The 17216-nt window shown below is 69.5% G+C and carries 17 protein-coding genes; 13 read left to right on the top strand and 4 right to left on the bottom strand.

Features of this window, described 5'->3' with window-relative positions; all coding sequences use genetic code 11:
• Window positions 1-57 precede the first annotated feature (57 nt).
• The 7 genes from AB0I59_RS13220 (at window position 58) to rlmN (ending at window position 6746) form a co-directional block, all read left to right on the top strand.
• The gene (locus tag AB0I59_RS13220) at window positions 58-720 is read left to right on the top strand and encodes an ArsR/SmtB family transcription factor (RefSeq protein ID WP_061259071.1); all 663 of its coding nucleotides are present in this window, start codon (window positions 58-60) and stop codon (window positions 718-720) included.
• A 309-nt stretch (window positions 721-1029) separates the two neighbouring features.
• The gene (rpsB, locus tag AB0I59_RS13215) at window positions 1030-1947 is read left to right on the top strand and encodes a 30S ribosomal protein S2 (RefSeq protein ID WP_358132569.1); all 918 of its coding nucleotides are present in this window, start codon (window positions 1030-1032) and stop codon (window positions 1945-1947) included.
• A 163-nt stretch (window positions 1948-2110) separates the two neighbouring features.
• Entirely contained in the window at window positions 2111-2944 is an 834-nt protein-coding gene (gene tsf, locus AB0I59_RS13210; protein WP_061259073.1) for a translation elongation factor Ts, read from the top strand.
• 138 nt (window positions 2945-3082) lie between these two features.
• Window positions 3083-3781, top strand: coding sequence for a UMP kinase (pyrH, locus tag AB0I59_RS13205; RefSeq protein WP_228638085.1), 699 nt, complete (start codon window positions 3083-3085; stop codon window positions 3779-3781).
• Window positions 3782-3790: 9 nt separating this feature from the next.
• Window positions 3791-4348: a ribosome recycling factor gene (frr, locus tag AB0I59_RS13200; protein ID WP_061259074.1), complete on the top strand. Its 558-nt coding sequence runs from the start codon at window positions 3791-3793 to the stop codon at window positions 4346-4348.
• A gap of 131 nt (window positions 4349-4479) precedes the next feature.
• Window positions 4480-5379, top strand: a complete 900-nt coding sequence (locus tag AB0I59_RS13195) for a phosphatidate cytidylyltransferase (protein ID WP_082777345.1) — start codon at window positions 4480-4482, stop codon at window positions 5377-5379.
• 242 nt (window positions 5380-5621) lie between these two features.
• Window positions 5622-6746 (top strand): dual-specificity RNA methyltransferase RlmN, encoded by a 1125-nt coding sequence (gene rlmN, locus AB0I59_RS13190; RefSeq protein ID WP_061259075.1) that lies wholly within the window; start codon window positions 5622-5624, stop codon window positions 6744-6746.
• A 55-nt stretch (window positions 6747-6801) separates the two neighbouring features.
• Here rlmN and AB0I59_RS13185 read toward each other — a convergent pair whose 3' ends face one another.
• From AB0I59_RS13185 to AB0I59_RS13175, 3 genes are all read right to left on the bottom strand, one after another.
• Window positions 6802-7464 (bottom strand): hypothetical protein, encoded by a 663-nt coding sequence (locus AB0I59_RS13185; RefSeq protein WP_358132565.1) that lies wholly within the window; start codon window positions 7462-7464, stop codon window positions 6802-6804.
• Window positions 7461-8213, bottom strand: a complete 753-nt coding sequence (locus tag AB0I59_RS13180; protein WP_061259077.1) for an ATP-binding cassette domain-containing protein — start codon at window positions 8211-8213, stop codon at window positions 7461-7463. The genes AB0I59_RS13185 and AB0I59_RS13180 overlap by 4 nt, the downstream gene beginning before the upstream one ends.
• Before the next feature lie 96 nt (window positions 8214-8309).
• On the bottom strand, window positions 8310-8855 hold the full coding sequence (locus AB0I59_RS13175) for an ATP-binding protein (RefSeq protein ID WP_358132562.1): 546 nt from the start codon (window positions 8853-8855) through the stop codon (window positions 8310-8312).
• A gap of 378 nt (window positions 8856-9233) precedes the next feature.
• Here AB0I59_RS13175 and AB0I59_RS13170 point away from each other — a divergent pair, with 378 nt between their 5' ends.
• The 4 genes from AB0I59_RS13170 (at window position 9234) to AB0I59_RS13155 (ending at window position 12654) form a co-directional block, all read left to right on the top strand.
• Entirely contained in the window at window positions 9234-10013 is a 780-nt protein-coding gene (locus AB0I59_RS13170; RefSeq protein ID WP_061259079.1) for a helix-turn-helix domain-containing protein, read from the top strand.
• Window positions 10004-10300, top strand: coding sequence for a DUF397 domain-containing protein (locus AB0I59_RS13165; protein WP_061259080.1), 297 nt, complete (start codon window positions 10004-10006; stop codon window positions 10298-10300). Before AB0I59_RS13170 ends, AB0I59_RS13165 begins: the two co-directional genes overlap by 10 nt.
• A gap of 110 nt (window positions 10301-10410) precedes the next feature.
• Window positions 10411-11187, top strand: coding sequence for a DivIVA domain-containing protein (locus AB0I59_RS13160; RefSeq protein WP_358132559.1), 777 nt, complete (start codon window positions 10411-10413; stop codon window positions 11185-11187).
• Window positions 11188-11265: 78 nt separating this feature from the next.
• The gene (locus AB0I59_RS13155) at window positions 11266-12654 is read left to right on the top strand and encodes a M1 family metallopeptidase (RefSeq protein WP_061259082.1); all 1389 of its coding nucleotides are present in this window, start codon (window positions 11266-11268) and stop codon (window positions 12652-12654) included.
• 9 nt (window positions 12655-12663) lie between these two features.
• Here AB0I59_RS13155 and AB0I59_RS13150 read toward each other — a convergent pair whose 3' ends face one another.
• Window positions 12664-14118, bottom strand: a complete 1455-nt coding sequence (locus AB0I59_RS13150; protein ID WP_061259083.1) for a PucR family transcriptional regulator — start codon at window positions 14116-14118, stop codon at window positions 12664-12666.
• A 277-nt stretch (window positions 14119-14395) separates the two neighbouring features.
• Between AB0I59_RS13150 and AB0I59_RS13145 the strand changes: the two genes are divergently transcribed.
• Both AB0I59_RS13145 and AB0I59_RS13140 read left to right on the top strand, forming a co-directional pair.
• Entirely contained in the window at window positions 14396-15193 is a 798-nt protein-coding gene (locus tag AB0I59_RS13145) for an MHYT domain-containing protein (protein ID WP_358132556.1), read from the top strand.
• 488 nt (window positions 15194-15681) lie between these two features.
• Complete coding sequence (locus AB0I59_RS13140; protein ID WP_061259085.1) at window positions 15682-17208, top strand: purine-cytosine permease family protein; 1527 nt, start codon at window positions 15682-15684, stop codon at window positions 17206-17208.
• Window positions 17209-17216 lie beyond the last annotated feature (8 nt).

Raw genomic sequence — 17216 nt, 5'->3', positions numbered from 1 at the left:
GCTTCATAGTTGTGAAAGCAATACTTCATATCTGGTCCGGCGGTAGCGTTGGGAGGCATGACGAGCACATGGCCGGAGGGCTCCCGGCAGGTCACCGACGCCGGGGTGCTGCGGGCGCTGGCGCATCCCGCGCGGCTGGCCATCCTGAGCCGGCTCCAGACGGAGGGGCCGGCCACCGCGACCGAGTGCGCGGAGGTCACCGGCCTGTCCCCGAGCGCGTGCAGCTACCATCTGCGCCAACTGGCCAAGCACGGGTTCGTGGCGGACGCGCCGCCGCGGGGGGACGGCAGGGAGCGCGTCTGGCGGGCGCTGCAGCGGTCGTGGGGATTCCAAACCCCAGAGGTCGAGTCTCCCGACATCATCGAGGCGCAGAACGCCGTGATCGAGTCGGTCCTGGCGGAGGCCGACCAGCGGCTCCGCGACTATCTGGCCAACTCGGACCAGGAGTCCCGAGAGTGGAAGGGGTCCGCCTGGCTCACCCACGGGGTGCTGCGCGTGGACGCCGAGGAGCTGCGGGAGATCGCGGAGCGGATCAACGAGGTGATCCGTCCGTACCGCGTGACCGAGCGGGATCCGGGGGAGGCGCCGACCGGGGCCCGGCTGGCGGAGATCCATCTGCGCATGTTCCCCAGGACGCCCCGCCGGCGCGATCCGGCCCCGGGGGAGGCGGCGAAGAAGACAGCGAACGGGACCTCCACGGGCGACCCCGGGGAAGGATGACCCGGCGCGTCCGTGAGCCGCGGAACGGGCGGCCGGTCCCCCGCGCGGACGGCCCCGCGCGCGCCGGTCGGACGGCGGAGGTTCCATGCCGAAACGCCCCGCCCGGCGACGCCGGGACAGTCAAGTCGCCGGTCATCCGACGGGACGGATCCGGGTAGACTGTTCGACGGCCTGCGGCATGCGGGCCGAATACGCACGCCCATTCACGAGCTGTCCCTTCGGTCCGGTTCTTCCGGCTGGAACGGCTCAGGGCGTCAGGGCGGGGGCCGTGGGCTCCCGCATGGAACCGAGTTCTGGAGGACCATCACCATGGCCCCTGTCGTCACCATGCGACAGCTGCTCGAGAGCGGCGTTCACTTCGGCCACCAGACGCGTCGGTGGAACCCGAAGATGAAGCGCTTCATCTTCACCGAGCGCAACGGCATCTACATCATCGACCTGCAGAAGTCGCTGTCGTTCATCGACCGGGCGTACGACTTCGTGAAGGAGACCGTCGCGCACGGCGGCTCCATCATGTTCATCGGCACGAAGAAGCAGGCTCAGGAGTCCATCGCCGAGCAGGCCTCGCGCGTCGGGATGCCGTACGTGAACCAGCGCTGGCTGGGCGGCATGCTCACCAACTTCTCCACCGTGCACAAGAGGCTCCAGCGTCTGAAGGAGCTCGAGGAGCTCGACTTCGACAACGTGGCCGGCTCCGGGCTCACCAAGAAGGAGCTCCTGATGCGCCGCCGCGAGAAGGAGAAGCTGGAGCGCACCCTCGGCGGTATCCGTGACATGGCCCGCGTGCCCAGCGCGATCTGGATCGTGGACACCAAGAAGGAGCACATCGCGATCAACGAGGCCAAGAAGCTTGGCATCCCGGTCGTCGCGATCCTCGACACCAACTGCGACCCCGACGAGGTCGACTACCCGATCCCGGGTAACGACGACGCCATCCGCGCCGTCAGCCTCCTCACCCGCGTCATCGCCGACGCGGTCGCCGACGGCCTGATGACCCGTGCGGGCGCCGGCCGCGGTGACGAGAAGCCCGCGGGTGTCGCCGCCGCCGAGCCGCTGGCCGAGTGGGAGCGCGAGCTGCTCGCCCCCGCCGAGACCGCCGAGGCTCCGGCCGAAGCCGCCGCGGAGGCCCCCGCCGAGGCCCCCGCCGAGGCTCCGGCCACCGAGGCTCCGGCCGCCGAGGCTCCGGCCGCGGAGGCTCCCGCCGCCGAGGGCGAGCAGCAGGCCTAGTCCCAGGTCCGGTACGGCACCGCCGTACTGATCCGAAGACTCCACGGGGTGGGCGTGTCCGCCAGCGGGTGCGCCCACCTCGTCCACGAGACATCTGATCTCATGCCGACGTCTGGGATCAGGAACGACTTCCCATCAGGGTTCCGAAGAGGAAATTAGGACAATGGCTTCCGTGAACATGGCCGACGTCAAGCGGCTTCGCGAGCTGACCGCCGCCGGCATGATGGACTGCAAGAAGGCGCTCGAGGAGTCCGAGGGCGACTTCGACCGCGCCGTCGAGCTCCTGCGCCTCAAGGGCGCCAAGGATGTCGGCAAGCGCGAGGCTCGCACCGCCTCCAACGGGCTTGTCGCCGTCAAGCACGAGGGCGACTCCGCCGCCGCCCTGCTCGAGCTCAACTGCGAGACCGACTTCGTGGCGAAGGGTGAGCGCTTCCAGGAGCTCGCCGCCGACGTCGTCGCGCACATCCTCGCCACCCGGCCGAGCGACGTGCCGACCCTGCTCGAGTCCGAGCTCAATGGCAAGACCGTCAAGGAGCTCCTCGACGAGGCCAACGCCGCGCTCGGCGAGAAGATCGAGATCCGCCGCTTCTCGGTGCTCGAGGGTGGCTACGTCGGCTCCTACATGCACAAGACCGACCCGCAGCTGCCGCCGGCGGTGGGCGTGCTCGTCCAGCTCGACACCGCCAAGCCGGACGTGGCCAAGGACATCGCCCAGCACGCTGCCGCGATGGCGCCGAAGTTCCTGAGCCCGGCCGAGGTCCCCGCCGACGTCATCGCCAAGGAGCGCGCGCTCTTCGAGGAGATGACCCGCGAGGAGGGCAAGCCCGAGGCCGCCATCGGCAAGATCGTCGATGGCCGCGTCAACGGCTGGTACAAGGACTTCACGCTGCTGGAGCAGGCCTTCGTGAAGGACAACAAGAAGAGCATCGCCAAGTACGCCGACGAGGCGGGCGTCAAGGTCCTGGCCTTCGCTCGCTTCAAGGTCGGCCAGGCTTAGGCTAGGGACACGGCCCGAAGAGCCAGGAGCCCATTGACCCGCAGAATCACCGAGGAGGCCGCCGTCGTGCAGGAGAACAACCAACCCGCCACGCCGGCGGCTTCGTCGCAGTCCGGCCCGCTGCGCTGGAAGCGGGTGATGCTGAAGCTGTCCGGTGAGGCGTTCGCCGGGAGCGAGGCGCTCGGCATCGACCCGACCGTCGTCGCCCAGCTCGCCGACTCCATCGCCGAGGCCGTCCGCGAGGGCGTCCAGGTCGCGGTGGTCGTCGGCGGGGGCAACATGTTCCGGGGCGCCGCCCTGTCGGAGCGCGGCATCGACCGCGGCCGCGCCGACTACATGGGCATGCTCGGCACAGTGATCAACTGTCTCGCCCTGCAGGACTTCCTCGAGAAGCGCGGCATCGAGACGCGTGTGCAGACCGCCATCACGATGCAGCAGGTCGCCGAGCCGTTCCTGCCCCGGCGCGCGATCCGTCACCTGGAGAAGGGCCGAGTGGTCATCTTCGGCGCCGGGCTCGGATCCCCGTTCTTCTCCACGGACACGTGCGCCGCGCAGCGCGCTCTGGAGGTCGGCGCCGAGGCGCTGCTCAAGGGCACACAGGTTGACGGAGTGTATGACTCCGACCCGCGCAAGAACCCCGACGCGGTCCGGTTCGACCGGCTCGAGTACGGCGAGGTGCTGACGCGGGGCCTCGGGGTCATGGACGCCACGGCGATCAGCCTGTGCATGGACAACGGCCTGCCCATCGTGGTTTTCGACCTCATGGGCGACGGCAACATCCTGCGGGCGGTCCGCGGTGAGAAGATCGGCACGCTGGTGAGTCCGGCAGGGAAATAGGGAGCCGCTGTGATCGACGAAACCCTCCTCGAGGCCGAGGAGAAGATGGACAAGGCGGTAACGGTCGCCAAGGAAGACTTCGCGGGCATCCGCACCGGCCGCGTCACGCCCTCGATGTTCAACAAGATCAACGTGGACTACTACGGATCGCCGACCCCGATCCAGCAGCTCGCGTCGTTCCACGTCCCCGAGGCCCGCATGGTCCTCATCCAGCCCTACGACAAGGGCGCGATGACCTCGATCGAGAAGGCCATCCGGGACAGCGACCTGGGCGTCAACCCGGGCAACGACGGTGTTGTGATCCGCGTCGTCTTCCCCGAGCTTTCGGAGGAGCGCCGCAAGGAGTACATCAAGGTCGCCCGTAACAAGGCTGAGAACAGCAGGGTCTCCGTGCGGAACATCCGCCGCCACGCCAAGGAGGCCCTCGACAAGCTGGTCAAGGACAGCGAGGCCGGTGAGGACGAGGTCCACCGCGCGGTGAAGGAGCTCGACGACCTGACCCAGAAGCACGTCGCCAAGATCGACGAGCTGCTGAAGCACAAGGAAGCCGAACTGCTGGAAGTCTAGGCAGCGCCTGGGCACAGCCGTGATCCTTGTGCCGTGCTGTTCACGGAACAGCGCGGCACAAGGATTACGTGTATAGGGAGTAGAGCAGGTTGGACGGAACGGCTGCTGGCGACCGGGACTCGGCCGAGAACATGGCCGGTTCCTCCAGCGATGGGCGCGATGCCGCACGAAACGGGTCATCCAACGGCTCGCCCAACGGGTCACCCGGTCCGGCGGCCGGCGGGAGCCGTACCGGCCGGAACCTGCCGGTCGCGATAGCGGTCGGCGTCGCGCTGGGCGTGCTGGTCATCGGTTCGCTGTACGTCGTCAAGGTCGTCTTCCTGCTGGTCGTGCTGGCGGCCGTGGGGCTGGGCGTCCACGAGCTCGTCCGGGCGCTCGCGGCCCGTGGCGTGCGCGCGCCGCTCGTCCCGTCGCTCGCCGGTACGGCCGCCATGCTCGGCGGCGCGTACTGGGGCGGGCCGGTGTCCCTGGTCGGCGCGTTCGCGCTGACCGTGATGGTGCTGCTGACCTGGCGTATGTTCCAGGGCATCGACGGCTACGTCCGTGACGCCACCGGCAGTGTGCTGGTCGCCGCCTACCCGTCGTTGCTGGCCGGCTTCGTCGCGCTGCTGCTCGTCCCCGACGATGGCCCCGACCGCGTGGTCATCTTCATCGCTGTCACAGTTTGCAGTGATATTGGGGGATATTTCGCGGGAATTCTCTTCGGCAAGCACAAGATGTCGCCGATCATCAGCCCCAAGAAGACCTGGGAAGGGTTCACCGGGTCCGCCGTGGCCTGCGTCGTCGCGGGTGCGCTGCTCGTGCACTTCCTGTTGGACGGGGCGTACTGGCAGGGCGCGCTCCTCGGCGCGGTCGTGGTCGTCTGTGCCACGCTCGGCGACCTGATCGAGTCGGTGATCAAGAGAGATCTCGGCATCAAGGACATGGGCACGCTGCTGCCCGGCCACGGCGGTGTGATGGACCGCCTCGACTCCCTGCTCTTCACCCTGGTCCCCGTCTGGCTGCTGCTGCAGCTGTTCATCCCGTCCTGACGGGGATCTCACCGGCGGTTCCGCGCGGATCGCGAAGGTAAGCTACGAGGACGCCTGGGCCCGCCCGGCGACGACGGCCCGGACGCGGCGTCCCAGGAAGCGGATCACCGCTGCGTTCACGAGGCCCCCGGGTACGGCTCGCCGGAAGCCGGCTCGGGCCATCCCGGGCCGGAGCGTCCCGGGCGAGGACGGATCCCCGAAAATCCGGCAGACCAGACGAGCGAGAGATCGGAAGTGACCGCGTGAGCGAGCAGCCGACCAGGAACGCCGCCCAGCTCACCCTCGTGGCGCCGCGCCGTGCCAAGCCGCAGCGGCACCTGGCCGACCTGACCATGGCCGAGCGCCGTGCGGCGGTCGCCGAGCTGGGTGAGAAGCCGTTCCGCGCGGACCAGCTCTCCCGGCACTACTTCGCGAAGCTGACCGCGTCCCCCGACCAGATGACCGACCTGCCGGGTGAGACCCGCGAGCGGCTGGTGTCGCAGCTGATGCCGTCGCTGCTGACCCCCGTACGCGAGATCACCTGCGACGACGGCATGACGCGTAAGACGCTGTGGAAGCTGTTCGACGGCTCCCTCGTCGAGTCGGTGTTGATGCGCTATACCGACCGCGTCACGATGTGCGTCTCCTCCCAGGCCGGATGCGGCATGAACTGCCCGTTCTGCGCCACCGGCCAGGCCGGCCTGACCAGGAACATGTCGACGGGCGAGATCGTCGAGCAGGTCGTCGCCGGAGCCCGCGCGCTCGCGGCCGGCGAGGTCCCCGGCGGACCCGGCAGGGTGAGCAACATCGTCTTCATGGGCATGGGCGAGCCGATGGCCAACTACAAGGCCGTCATCGGCGCGGTCCACCGGCTCGTCGATCCCTCGCCCGAAGGGCTCGGCATCTCCGCGCGTGGTGTCACCGTGTCCACCGTGGGCCTCGTCCCCGCGATCGAGAAGCTGGCGGGCGAGGGGCTGCCCGTGACGCTGGCAGTGTCACTCCACGCGCCCGACGACGAGCTGCGCGACACCCTGGTGCCGATCAACACCCGGTGGAAGGTCGCCGAGGTGCTCGGCGCGGCCTGGGACTACGCCGCGCGGACCAAGCGCCGGGTCTCCATCGAGTACGCCCTGATCAAGGACATCAACGACCAGGAGTGGCGGGCCGATCTGCTCGGCCGGCTGCTCAAGGGCAAGCTCGCGCACGTCAACCTCATCCCGCTGAACCCCACGCCGGGATCCAAGTGGACCGCCTCCCGGCCCGAGGACGAGCGTGCCTTCGTCCGCCGTCTGGAGTCGCACGGCGTCGCGGTCACCGTCCGAGACACCCGCGGCCGCGAGATCGACGGCGCCTGCGGCCAGCTCGCCGCCGCGTCACCCCAGTCCTGAGCCCGGCCGTACACGTCCTGAGCCCGGCTCGCCTGCGGTGCTGAAGACCGTCGTCTCAGGGACGGGTACGGCGCAGCCGGGCGTACGCGGCGAGGCCGAGCACCGGCCACAGGAGCGACCACGCGGCCAGCGCGGGGAAGTGCGCGAGCAGTTCGCCGTGGTGAGCCTCGCGCATCCAGGTCATGACCGGGACCGTGAGCCAGGGAAGCCCGGACATGCTGAGCAGCAGCACCGCGAGGTAGCCGAGGAGCAGCACCAGCGTGGAGGTCGCCGGCGAGCTGAGGATCGGACGGCTGGTCAGCGCGCCGAGCGTGGTGCCCGCCAGGATGGCGAGCAGGTGCAGTCCGACGCCCGCGAGCACGGCGGCGGTGCTCGGTCCGTCCGACAGCCGTAGGACGAGCGCGGCGAAGGAGATCGCCGCCAGCCCGGAGTTGAAGATCCACGCCGCCACGATCCCGGCGGTCGCCTCCGCGCGGCCGACGGCCGTGATGGCGATCATCCGCTGCTCGTCCGGCTCGCCGTCCAGGAGCCCGCGCGCGGCCCAGGCGAAGACCGGGATCAGGATGGCGGCCGAATCGGCCATGGCCCCCAGCTCGGCGCCGGAGGGCACCGGCCCCGCGTACAGGATGCCCAGCAGGACCAGGAGGCCGATGAGCGGCTGGAACGCCCGGTGGGATCTCACGTACGCGGCGATCCTGAACCGCGCCAGGGCGATCATTCCGCCACCTCCGCCTCGGACATCCGTACGGTGTGGCCTTCTTCACGCAGGCGGGCCGCCAGCTCGCGGGCCCGCGAGGCCGTGACCGTGACCTCCAGGATGGTCACCCTCTCCGCGGGCTCGGCCTCTCCCGGATCGTCAGGACCCGGCGCGACCTCACGCGCGGTTGTCTCGCCGACCTCGACGCGGCGCAGCCCGGAGAAGCCGCGTAGGTCTCCCTGGTGGTCGCTGAGGACCACCGTGCCGCCGCGTTCCGCCACCTCACCGATGATCACGGGCAGCTCCGTGCGGGTCGCGGCGTCCAGTCCGGCGAAGGGTTCGTCGAGGATCAGCAGTTCCGGCCCGCACAGGAGTGCCTGCGCCAGGCCCACCTTGTGCGCGCTGCCCTTGGACAGGTCGGGCAGTCGGTGGCCGAGGAGGTGCTCCATGCCGAGCCGCTCGGCCCAGATCTCCACCGCGCGAGGGTCGATACGGCGGATGCCCGCCATGTGGCGCAGATAGCCCGCCACCGTGAACGGCTGCTCCGCCGGGAAGCGCTCAGGCGCGTACCCGACGACGCGGGGACGGTCGGCGATCACGCCGTCGACGGGGGTCAGCAGTCCCGCCAGCAGCCGCAGCAGGGTGGACTTGCCCGCGCCGTTCCGTCCCACGATCTCGACCACGTCTCCGGGGGCGAGGGTCAGGTCCACGTCGGAGAGCACCCAGGGGTCCTGGCGCCGATACCGGAAGGACAGGTTCGAGACGCGCATAGGTTCCGCAGGATATCCGGCGGGGCCGACATCCGCTGGCGTCGCCATGATGAACATATTCGCGGTTCGGCATGATTCTTCGTGATCGAACCCTGCCTACGTGTTCGTCATGACCGCCGTGGAGTCCGCCCGCCACAGGTGCGCGGCACAGGCCTTGGACGCGGCCGCGACCAGGTCGTTGCCCGGCCACGCCACGAGCTGGAACCAGACGGACTTGCCCGTCGGGGTGAGGGTCCAGCCCCAGTCGTGGGAGAGGGCCTGGACGATGGCGAGTCCTCGGCCGCGAAGCTCGGAATCCGTGGCCCGGCGCGGGCGCGGGAGGGCCGCGCAGCAGTCGTGGACCTCCACCACGATCAACTCCCGCTCGCGGCCGACCGTGACGCGGACGGTGCTCGTGGCCGGCACGCCCACGGCCCCGTGGGTCAAGGCGTTGGTGACGAGCTCGGAGGCCAGGAGTTCGGCGACCTCCTGGACGTCCTCCGCCGCGTTCCAGTCGGCGGCGACGTCACGGACGAACCGGCGGGCGGAGGCCAGGCATCTCCCGTCGCGCGGGATCCACTTCTCGCCAAGGACGGGAACGCGCGGATCCGGTGTGCGTCGGCGTTCGGCGAATGCCGTACCGACCTTGAGCGCCTCTTCCATCAGGTTCGCGCGGTGGGGCCGCCTGCTGTGGCCGGCGGAGGAATCCGCGCTCCCTCCCCTCGGATTTCGTGGGTGCGTGTCGACGGCGTGATGGCCTGGTCACTGATGGTGGGAGATGGGTGTGCGTGGCTCGTTCACGTCCCTGCCGCACCCCGTCGGCACGCGGGCCGCCGCGCTCGCCGCACGCCTTGAGGATCATCGTCGGCTGTACGACGCCGCATTGGAGCACCGCGGGCGGAGGAGTCACAGATGTTCTCCCGGTCTTGGATTTCTCGGTCCAGACTGCCGAGCCGGGACTACTGTCAGTAGGGGATTCGTTACCAAGCCCATGTTTTGAAGGCCGCACCCGTGTCGTTGAACTCCGGCAAAGGAGGCATTGTGGGGGATTTCTATTCACCGCAGGCGATATGGGGCAGGGAGCTGCGCCACTACCGGCAGGAAGCCGGACTGACGCAGGCCCAGCTGGCCGAGAGGATCCACTTCAGCGAATCCCTGATCAGCGGGGTGGAGACCGGCCAGATCCCGGCCAGCCAGGAGTTCTCGCAGTGCTGCGACCACGCCCTCGGAACGGGCGGCGCACTGCACCGGCTCCTCGACTGGCGGCGAGGCCAGGTCTTCCCCTCCTGGTTCGGCAAGTGGCGCGACAAGGAACGGATGGCCACCACGCTGCGGACCTACGAGCCGCTGCTGATCCCGGGCCTGCTCCAGACCGAGGCGTACGCGCGGGTGCTGCTGCGCGGTGACGAGGCGGCCGTGTCCGGCCGCCTGAACCGGCAGCTCATCCTGACCCGCGAGGAGCCCGAGCCGCCGACCTTCCGGTGCGTGATCGACGAGGGCGTGCTCCATCGGCCGATCGGCGGGCCGGAGGTGATGCGGGAGCAACTCGGCCATCTGGTCGGGATGATCGGCCCGCGGCTGAGCGTGCAGGTGGTCCCGCACGGGATGCACTCCGGACTGCTCGGCGCCTTCGTCCTGGCGACCCTGGACGGGGGAGCCGCCGTACTTTATGCGGAGACGGCCGTCCGGGGCATCACCACCAGCGACCAGGAGGACGTCAGCGCGGCGGTCGAGCGGTTTGAGGCCATTCGTACCGAAGCGTTGCCGCTGGGCATGTCCATTGAGCTCATTAAGAGAACGGCAGAGGAACGATGGACCTGAGCAATGCGCGGTGGCGTAAGTCGAGCTTCTCCGGTGACAACGGCGGGAACTGCGTCGAAGTCGCCGAGCTGACCGGCGTCGCGGACTTTCGAACGGTCGGCCATGGCGGCGGCCCGGGTCACAGAGCCCGCCGTGTCGACGCTCCCGATCACAAAACGGGTCACGGCCCGTTGATCGCCGTACGCGACTCCAAGGACCCGGACGGCCCCACGCTGTTCTTCACCCCCGCGGAATGGGACGCATTCCTCGACGGCGTGAAGGCCGACGAGTTCGATCGCGGCCGGTAGTGCCGGGCTCGGGACGGTGCGTGGGGTTCGCGTGATGTCCCGGCTCGCGCGGTCTTCCACGTACGTCCAGAATGGACAGGGTTTACCGTGCCGGGCCCGGGAGGACGTGCGTGAACCGCTTTCCACGTGTCAGGGGAGTGCGGCTGGGCTATGACCCCGCCCAGGTGGACGATCTCGTCCACCGGATCGAGGGCACGCTCGGCCGGACCGAGCTCGACGGCCCCCCGATCACGGCCGACGAGATCCGGTCGGCCGCCTTCAGGGTCAGGCGCGGTGGCTACAACGAGACGGCGGTCGACTTCGCGCTCGACGCCTTCGTCGTCGCCGTGGAAGCCCTCGCGGCCCGCGCTCCGGACCCGGTGGTCTCGGAGCCCGCGCTCCCGATGGTCTCGGATCCGGTGGTCTCGGAGGTCGCGCACCCGGACCCGGTGGTCTCGGATCCGATGTCGTCGCCAGGTTCGGTGACACCCGGATCGGTGGTGGAAGCGGCGCCGCCTGTGGTGGTGGAGACAGCGGAGCCCGCCGCCCACGAGGCTTCACACGATCAGGAGATCCGGAGGGTGGATCCCGCACTCCCGGATTCCCGTACGGCGGGCCGGGACGGCGAAGTGGGGTGGGGGGACGGAGGGTTCGAGGCCCAGGCGGAGCGGATCGAACGGGTCGCGTTCCGGCCGGGCCGGCTCGGCATGGGCTACGACGAGGACGAGGTGGACGCGTTCCTGGACCGCGTCGTCGCGACGCTGCGCGGGACCGCCCACCGGCCGGTGACGTCCGACCAGGTCAGGAAGGCGACGTTCGCCACCGTCGTGTTCAAGACGGGGTACGCCATCGCCGACGTGGACGCCTTCCTGGCCGAGATCGCCGACGACTTGGAGCGCCGCGCGTAGCCGGGGGCGCGTGTCGGCGCGGATGGCCATGGATCTCGTGTGACCAATCCGGTACGGCGATATAGCACCATAGGGCGCATGCTTCCCAGACGAACCCCCCTCGCCGCGATCGCCGCCGCCGCCGGCCTGGCTCTGATCGCCCCCACCGCCGCCCACGCGGACACGTTCACGCCCGGTACGGCCGGGCTCGGTGACCCGTACTTCCCGAACGCGGGCAACGGCGGTTACGACGTGGCGCACTACGATCTCGCGTTGCGGTTCGACCCGAAGACCCGCCATCTGAGCGCCACGGCCACGATCACCGCGACCGCCACTCAGGGCCTGTCCCGGTTCAACCTGGACTACTCGGGGCCCAAGATCAAAAAGGTCGAGGTGAACGGCAAGAAGGCCGCGTACAAGCGCAAGGGCCAGGAGCTCGTGGTGACCCCGCAGAGCGGGCTGCCCTCGGGTGAGAAGTTCACCGTCAAGGTGGCCTACGCCGGCAAGCCGCGGGCGATCAACGACAAGGCCCTCGGCAAGGAGGGGTGGATCAACACCAAGGACGGCGCGGTCGTCCTCTCCCAGCCCGACGGGGCGCGCAGCTGGTTCCCGGCGAACGACAACCCGACGGACAAGGCGACGTTCACGTTCACCGTCTCGACGCCGGTGGGGCTGACCGTCCTCGCGAACGGCGAGCCCAAGAACCCGGGCATCGCCTCCGTGCGGAACGGCTGGTCCACGGTGAAGTGGGAGATGAGCCAGCCCATGGCCACCTACCTCGCGATGGTGGCGATCGGGAAGTTCAAGGTCACCGAGAGCACCGTGAACGGCATGCTCAACCTCACGGCCTACGACCCCTCGGTGGCGAAGAAGTCGAAGTACCTGCACCGGACCACGTCCAAGGTCGTCGCGTGGGGCGAGAAGGTCTTCGGCGACTATCCCTTCTCCTCGACCGGAGGGATCGGCGACAAGGTCAACGTCCAGTACGCGCTGGAGACGCAGGGGCGTCCGGTCTACGACGGCGGCCCGACGGACGATCTGGAGATCGTGCACGAGCTGGCCCACCAGTGGTTCGGCAACAGCGTCGGCCTGCGGAGCTGGAAGGACATCTGGCTCAACGAGGGCTTCGCCAGCTACGCCGAGTGGCTGTACGTGGAGCAGCACGGCGGTCCGAAGGCCGAGAAGACGTTCGCCCGCCTCTACAAGAACAAGAACGAGTTCTGGAAGGTCAAGACCGGCGACCCGGGCATGAAGAACATGTTCGACTGGGACGCCATCTACCAGCGCGGGGCGATGACGCTGCACGCGCTGCGCAAGAAGATCGGCGACGAGACGTTCTTCTCGCTGGTGAAGACCTGGGCGGAGCGCAACCGCCACACGACGGTCATCACCCGGGACTTCATCGACCTCGCCGAGGAGCTGTCCGGGCAGGACCTCGATCCGCTGTTCGACGCCTGGCTGTACAGCTCGAAGAAGCCCGCCCTGTGACACCGGGGGTCACGGGACCCGGCCGAGCTGCTGGGCGGCGCGCATGGCGAGCCACACCTCGGTGAAGTCACCGGACGCGGCCAGGTCGCGGCCGGTCAGCGCGCTGAAGCGGCGCAGGCGGTACGACAGCGTGTTGGGGTGGATGTGCAGCGCCCGCGCGGCGTCGTCGGTGCGACGGTCCCGTTCCATCCAGGTCTGCACCGAGGCGATCAGCTCTGAGCCGTGGGCGGCGTCGTACCGCAGGGCTTCGCCGAGCACGTGCTCGACCAGGCCGGCCAGCACGCCCGGATCCTCGGGCAGCCACCGGCCGGTGGTGTCGTCGCCGTACGACACGACGGGCTGGCCGGACTCGGCGGCGCGGGCGGCGGCCCACTGCGCCTCCCGCTGGGCGACCTTGAGCGAGGAGCCCGGCGGGAGGGGCCGGCTCGCGCCGGCCGTGATCCCAGGGATCTCGCGCAGCGGGGTCGCGTCGTGGGCCAGTACGTAGAGGTCCGGGTGGAGTCCGAGCATCAGGTGCGGATGCTCGTCGAGAGCCCGGACGACCGCGTCCTCGTCGGTGTTCCTGACCACCAGGAGCACGACGTCCACATCGGGTGACATGCCCATCCGCGCCAGCCTGCGCCGGGCGGTCGCCGGGTCGAGCACGTCCTGCAGCAGCTCGGCCAGCGTCTCCGCGCCCTGACGCCGCAGGGTCTCGCGCTCGTGCCGGACCATGGCGACCTGCAGCGCGGCGACGGTGGCGATGTGCTGGACGACGGCCAGTCCCGCGGGCCGGGCGCCCTCGCGTTCGAAGGCCACCAGGAAACCGGCGGGGCCGCCGGGGGCGTTCACGGGGACCGCGAAGCCGCCGGGGATGGTGGGCGGGGCGTCCACGGAGGGCGGGAGCGACGCGATGTCCGGCGGGACGGGTACGCCGGGGAGCAGCGGCCGTCCCTGCGGGGTGCTCAGGTAGACGTCGTATCCCGACAGCCGTTCCAGCCGCTTGAAGAGCTGGGCGGCGTCGAGGCGCTCCGCGGCCAGCCAGCGCAGGGCCCCGAACACCTGCAACTGCGCGCCGAGCCGCTGCCGCGCGTCCTCCTGCACCGCCGCCGCCACCTCCTGCGCGACGGCGATGAACGGCACGGCCAGCGGCACCTCCAGGATCGGGAAGCCGCGCTCCTCGGCCGCCTCCAGGAAGGCCGGGTGGAGCGGCGGCACATGCAGCCCGGCGCTCAGCGCGAGCGCGGCTACACCCGCGTCGTCGAGCCGGTACAGGTACGCCCGCTGCTTGGCGGCGCCGCGGGGGACCCCGATGCCGGTCGTCATGATCACTTCCGCGCCGAGCAGCCACGGAGTGGGGTCCTCCAGCTCGCTCACGTGCGCCCAGGAGACCGACCGCCCGAGACCGTGCTCGCCGGCCAGGACCCGGAGCTGCAGTGCGGGGAACCGGACCAGATCCTCCACTGTCAGCTTGTTGTCACCCACAATCACACGCTAGTTCTCCGTGCCCGTGCCGGTCGCCCGGGTACCCTCGCGGCGGCCGCGCGGGAGCGCCGCAGGAGGCCGAAAGCCATGCCCGAGGTTCCGACAAAATGCAAAATCGGGCTGCATATTGTCAGCGAATTCACGCTCCTCTCCCTCTGCGCCGCGAAGCAGGGCCGGAAATGGCACTTTCCGGAGTGGAAACGGCGCCCCGGCGATCAGGTGAGAAACGATCTTTTGCCATCATGTCGCCGATCATCTCCCTGAAATGAGTAGTTCCGTGTCGCATATTGATCATTTCTCCCACGGCTTCGCGACGCCCGCCCTGGCGTACGTGATGTCGGTATTCGGCTCGCTGATCGGCCTCCTGATGGCGGCGCGCGCCCGGTCCGTCGAGGGCACGTCCCGGCTGTGGTGGCTCACCGGGGCGGCGTTCTCCATCGGCGGGACCGGCGTCTGGGTCATGCACTTCGTCGCGATGCTGGGCTTCAAGGTCGCGGGCACGCCGATCCGCTACGACGTGTCCCTGACGATCGTGTCCGCGTTGATCGCGATCGTGGCCGTCGGCGGCGGGCTGGTGCTCGTCTCCTCGGGCGGCGGGCGGGCCGGTGCTCTGGTCCTCGGGGGCCTGCTCGCGGGGCTCGGCGTGGTGGGCATGCACTACCTCGGCATGGCGGCCATGAACATGTCGGCCCACGCGAGCTACGACCCGCTGATCGTCGTGGCCTCCGTGCTCGTCGCCGTGGTGGCGGCCATCGCGGCGCTCTGGTTCGCCGTCCGGGTGGATGGGGTCCGCGCCACCGTCGGTGCCGCCCTGCTCATGGGGATCGCGGTGAACGCCATGCACTACATCGGAATGTTCTCGCTGAGCGTCGAGCCCCTGGCGACCGGCGTCCTGCCGGGCGGGGCCGAGGCGGTCGACTTCCTGCTTCCCCTCCTGGTCGGGATCAGCCTGCTCACCATCGGCCTGCTGCTCGTGTTGTTCCTCTCGCCGTCGTCGCGCGAGCTTCGTGAGGAGGCGGAACTCGAGGCGCTGATCGCGGCCCGGCGGCGACGCAACTCCGACTGGCTGAGCTGATCTCCACGTTCTTCGCGGCATCGGTGCCGGCCGTTCCGCGCGGCACCGGTGCAAGGAGGGATCACTGAGGCAGAAGTTATTACAGTTCGCTGTATTGAAATAGTCCCCCGGGCATTACACGTCGGACCGCGGCGGGAGTTTCGGGGGGAATTTCCTCGCCTGCGCGGCGGATATGCTGAATCGTTACGCGTAATCAACCTCATGTGTTTCGCGGGGTCGGGACGTGGCCGCTCGGTCCTCCCGATGACCTTCTGCCGACGTTCTGGTCGGCGTTTGGTCGACACGGCCGGGCGGGCGGTGAGCCGTTCGGCCCGGCGTCCGGCATGTCCCCGAGCGTCGGGGAGTGCGGTCGGCTTGTCGCCGGCCACAACTCCACGGCGATTCTCCGTGTCGGCCCCAATTGTCGATTGATGACGGGTTCGCCGAGACTTGAGGGATCGCTGTCCTGACCAGGAACTTTGCGTCCTGTAACCCTCATAGGAGAGGCCGTGGCCGAGGCGCCGTCGATTACCGAGATCGAGACATACGGGGTCGAGCGCATCCCCGACGCCGACCGTACGGCCCGGCCGCTGGACCTGTTCCGGGTGGCGTTCGGCGGTGCGAACACCTTCGCCACATGCGTGCTGGGCGCGTTCCCCATCCTGTTCGGGCTGTCGTTCTGGCAGGGGGTCGCCGCGACGCTCCTCGGCCTCGTCGTGGGCGCGCTGCTCCTCGCGCCGCTCTCGGTCTTCGGACCGACGAACGGCACCAACAACGCGATCTCCTCCTCGGCACATCTCGGCGTGCACGGGCGGATCGTCGGCTCCTTCCTGTCCCTGCTCACCGCCATCGCGTTCTTCTCGATCTCGGTGTGGTCCTCCGGTGACGCGCTCGTCGGCGGCGCCGCCCGGCTGGCCGGGCTGCCGGAGAACGAGCTGAGCTACGCCGCCGCCTACGCCGTGTTCGCGGCGCTCATCCTCACGGTCTGCGTGTACGGCTTCCGCTTCATGCTCTTCGTCAACAAGATCGCGGTAGCGGCGGCCTCGGCGCTGTTCATCCTCGGCGTCTTCGCGTTCGCCGGCGACTTCGACCCGTCGTACCCGGGCACGTTCGCCTCGACGGCGGACCCGATGTTCTGGCCGTCCTTCATCGGCGCGGCCCTGATCGTGTTGTCGAACCCGGTCTCGTTCGGCGCGTTCCTGGGGGACTGGTCCCGGTACATCCCGGCCTCGACGCCGCGCAAGCGGGTGATGATCGCCGCGTTCTGCAGCCAGATCGCGACCGTGCTGCCCTTCTTCTTCGGGCTGACCACCGCGTCGATCATCGCCACGAAGGCGGCGCCGTACCTGGACCCGGCGGCTCCGAACTACGTGGGCGGGCTGCTCGCGATCGCGCCCACGTGGTACTTCCTTCCCGTCTGCCTCATCGCCCTGATCGGCGGCATGTCCACCGGGACCACCTCGCTGTACGGCACGGGCCTCGACTTCGCCAGCGTCTTCCCGAAGTTCACGCGAGTGCGGGCCACGGTCTTCATCGGCACGCTGTCCATCATCTTCATCTTCATCGGCCGGTTCGCCGCGAACCTGACGGCCAGCATCTCGACGTTCGCCACCCTCATCATCACGTGCACCGCGCCCTGGATGGTGATCATGATTCTGGGTTACGTCACCCGGCGCGGCTGGTACGACCCGGAGGCGCTGCAGGTCTTCAACCGGCGTCAGCGCGGCGGCCGCTACTGGTTCACCCACGGCTGGAACTGGCGCGGCATCTCCGCGTGGCTGGTCGCGGCGCTCACCGCCGTGCTGTTCACCAACATCCCCGGCCAGTTCGTCGGGCCGTTCGGCGAGATCGCGGGAGGCATCGACATCTCGCTGCCGCTCGGCCTCGCGCTCGCCGCGCTCCTCTATCTCGGCCTGCTGTCCGCCTTCCCCGAGCCGCGCGCGGTGTACGGCCCGGCCGGCCCGCGCCTGGTGCGCGCGGCCGAGACCCCGGTGCCGCCTATCGTGGACGCCGACAGGGTCCTCGCGGAGGCGTAGGCCGTGCC

Origin of the sequence: Microtetraspora glauca (assembly GCF_040656155.1) — a bacterium.
In the GTDB taxonomy this organism is placed as follows: domain Bacteria; phylum Actinomycetota; class Actinomycetes; order Streptosporangiales; family Streptosporangiaceae; genus Microtetraspora; species Microtetraspora glauca.
Note: the sequence above shows the minus strand (reverse complement) of the source record. Positions and strands in the feature narration are given on the sequence as shown.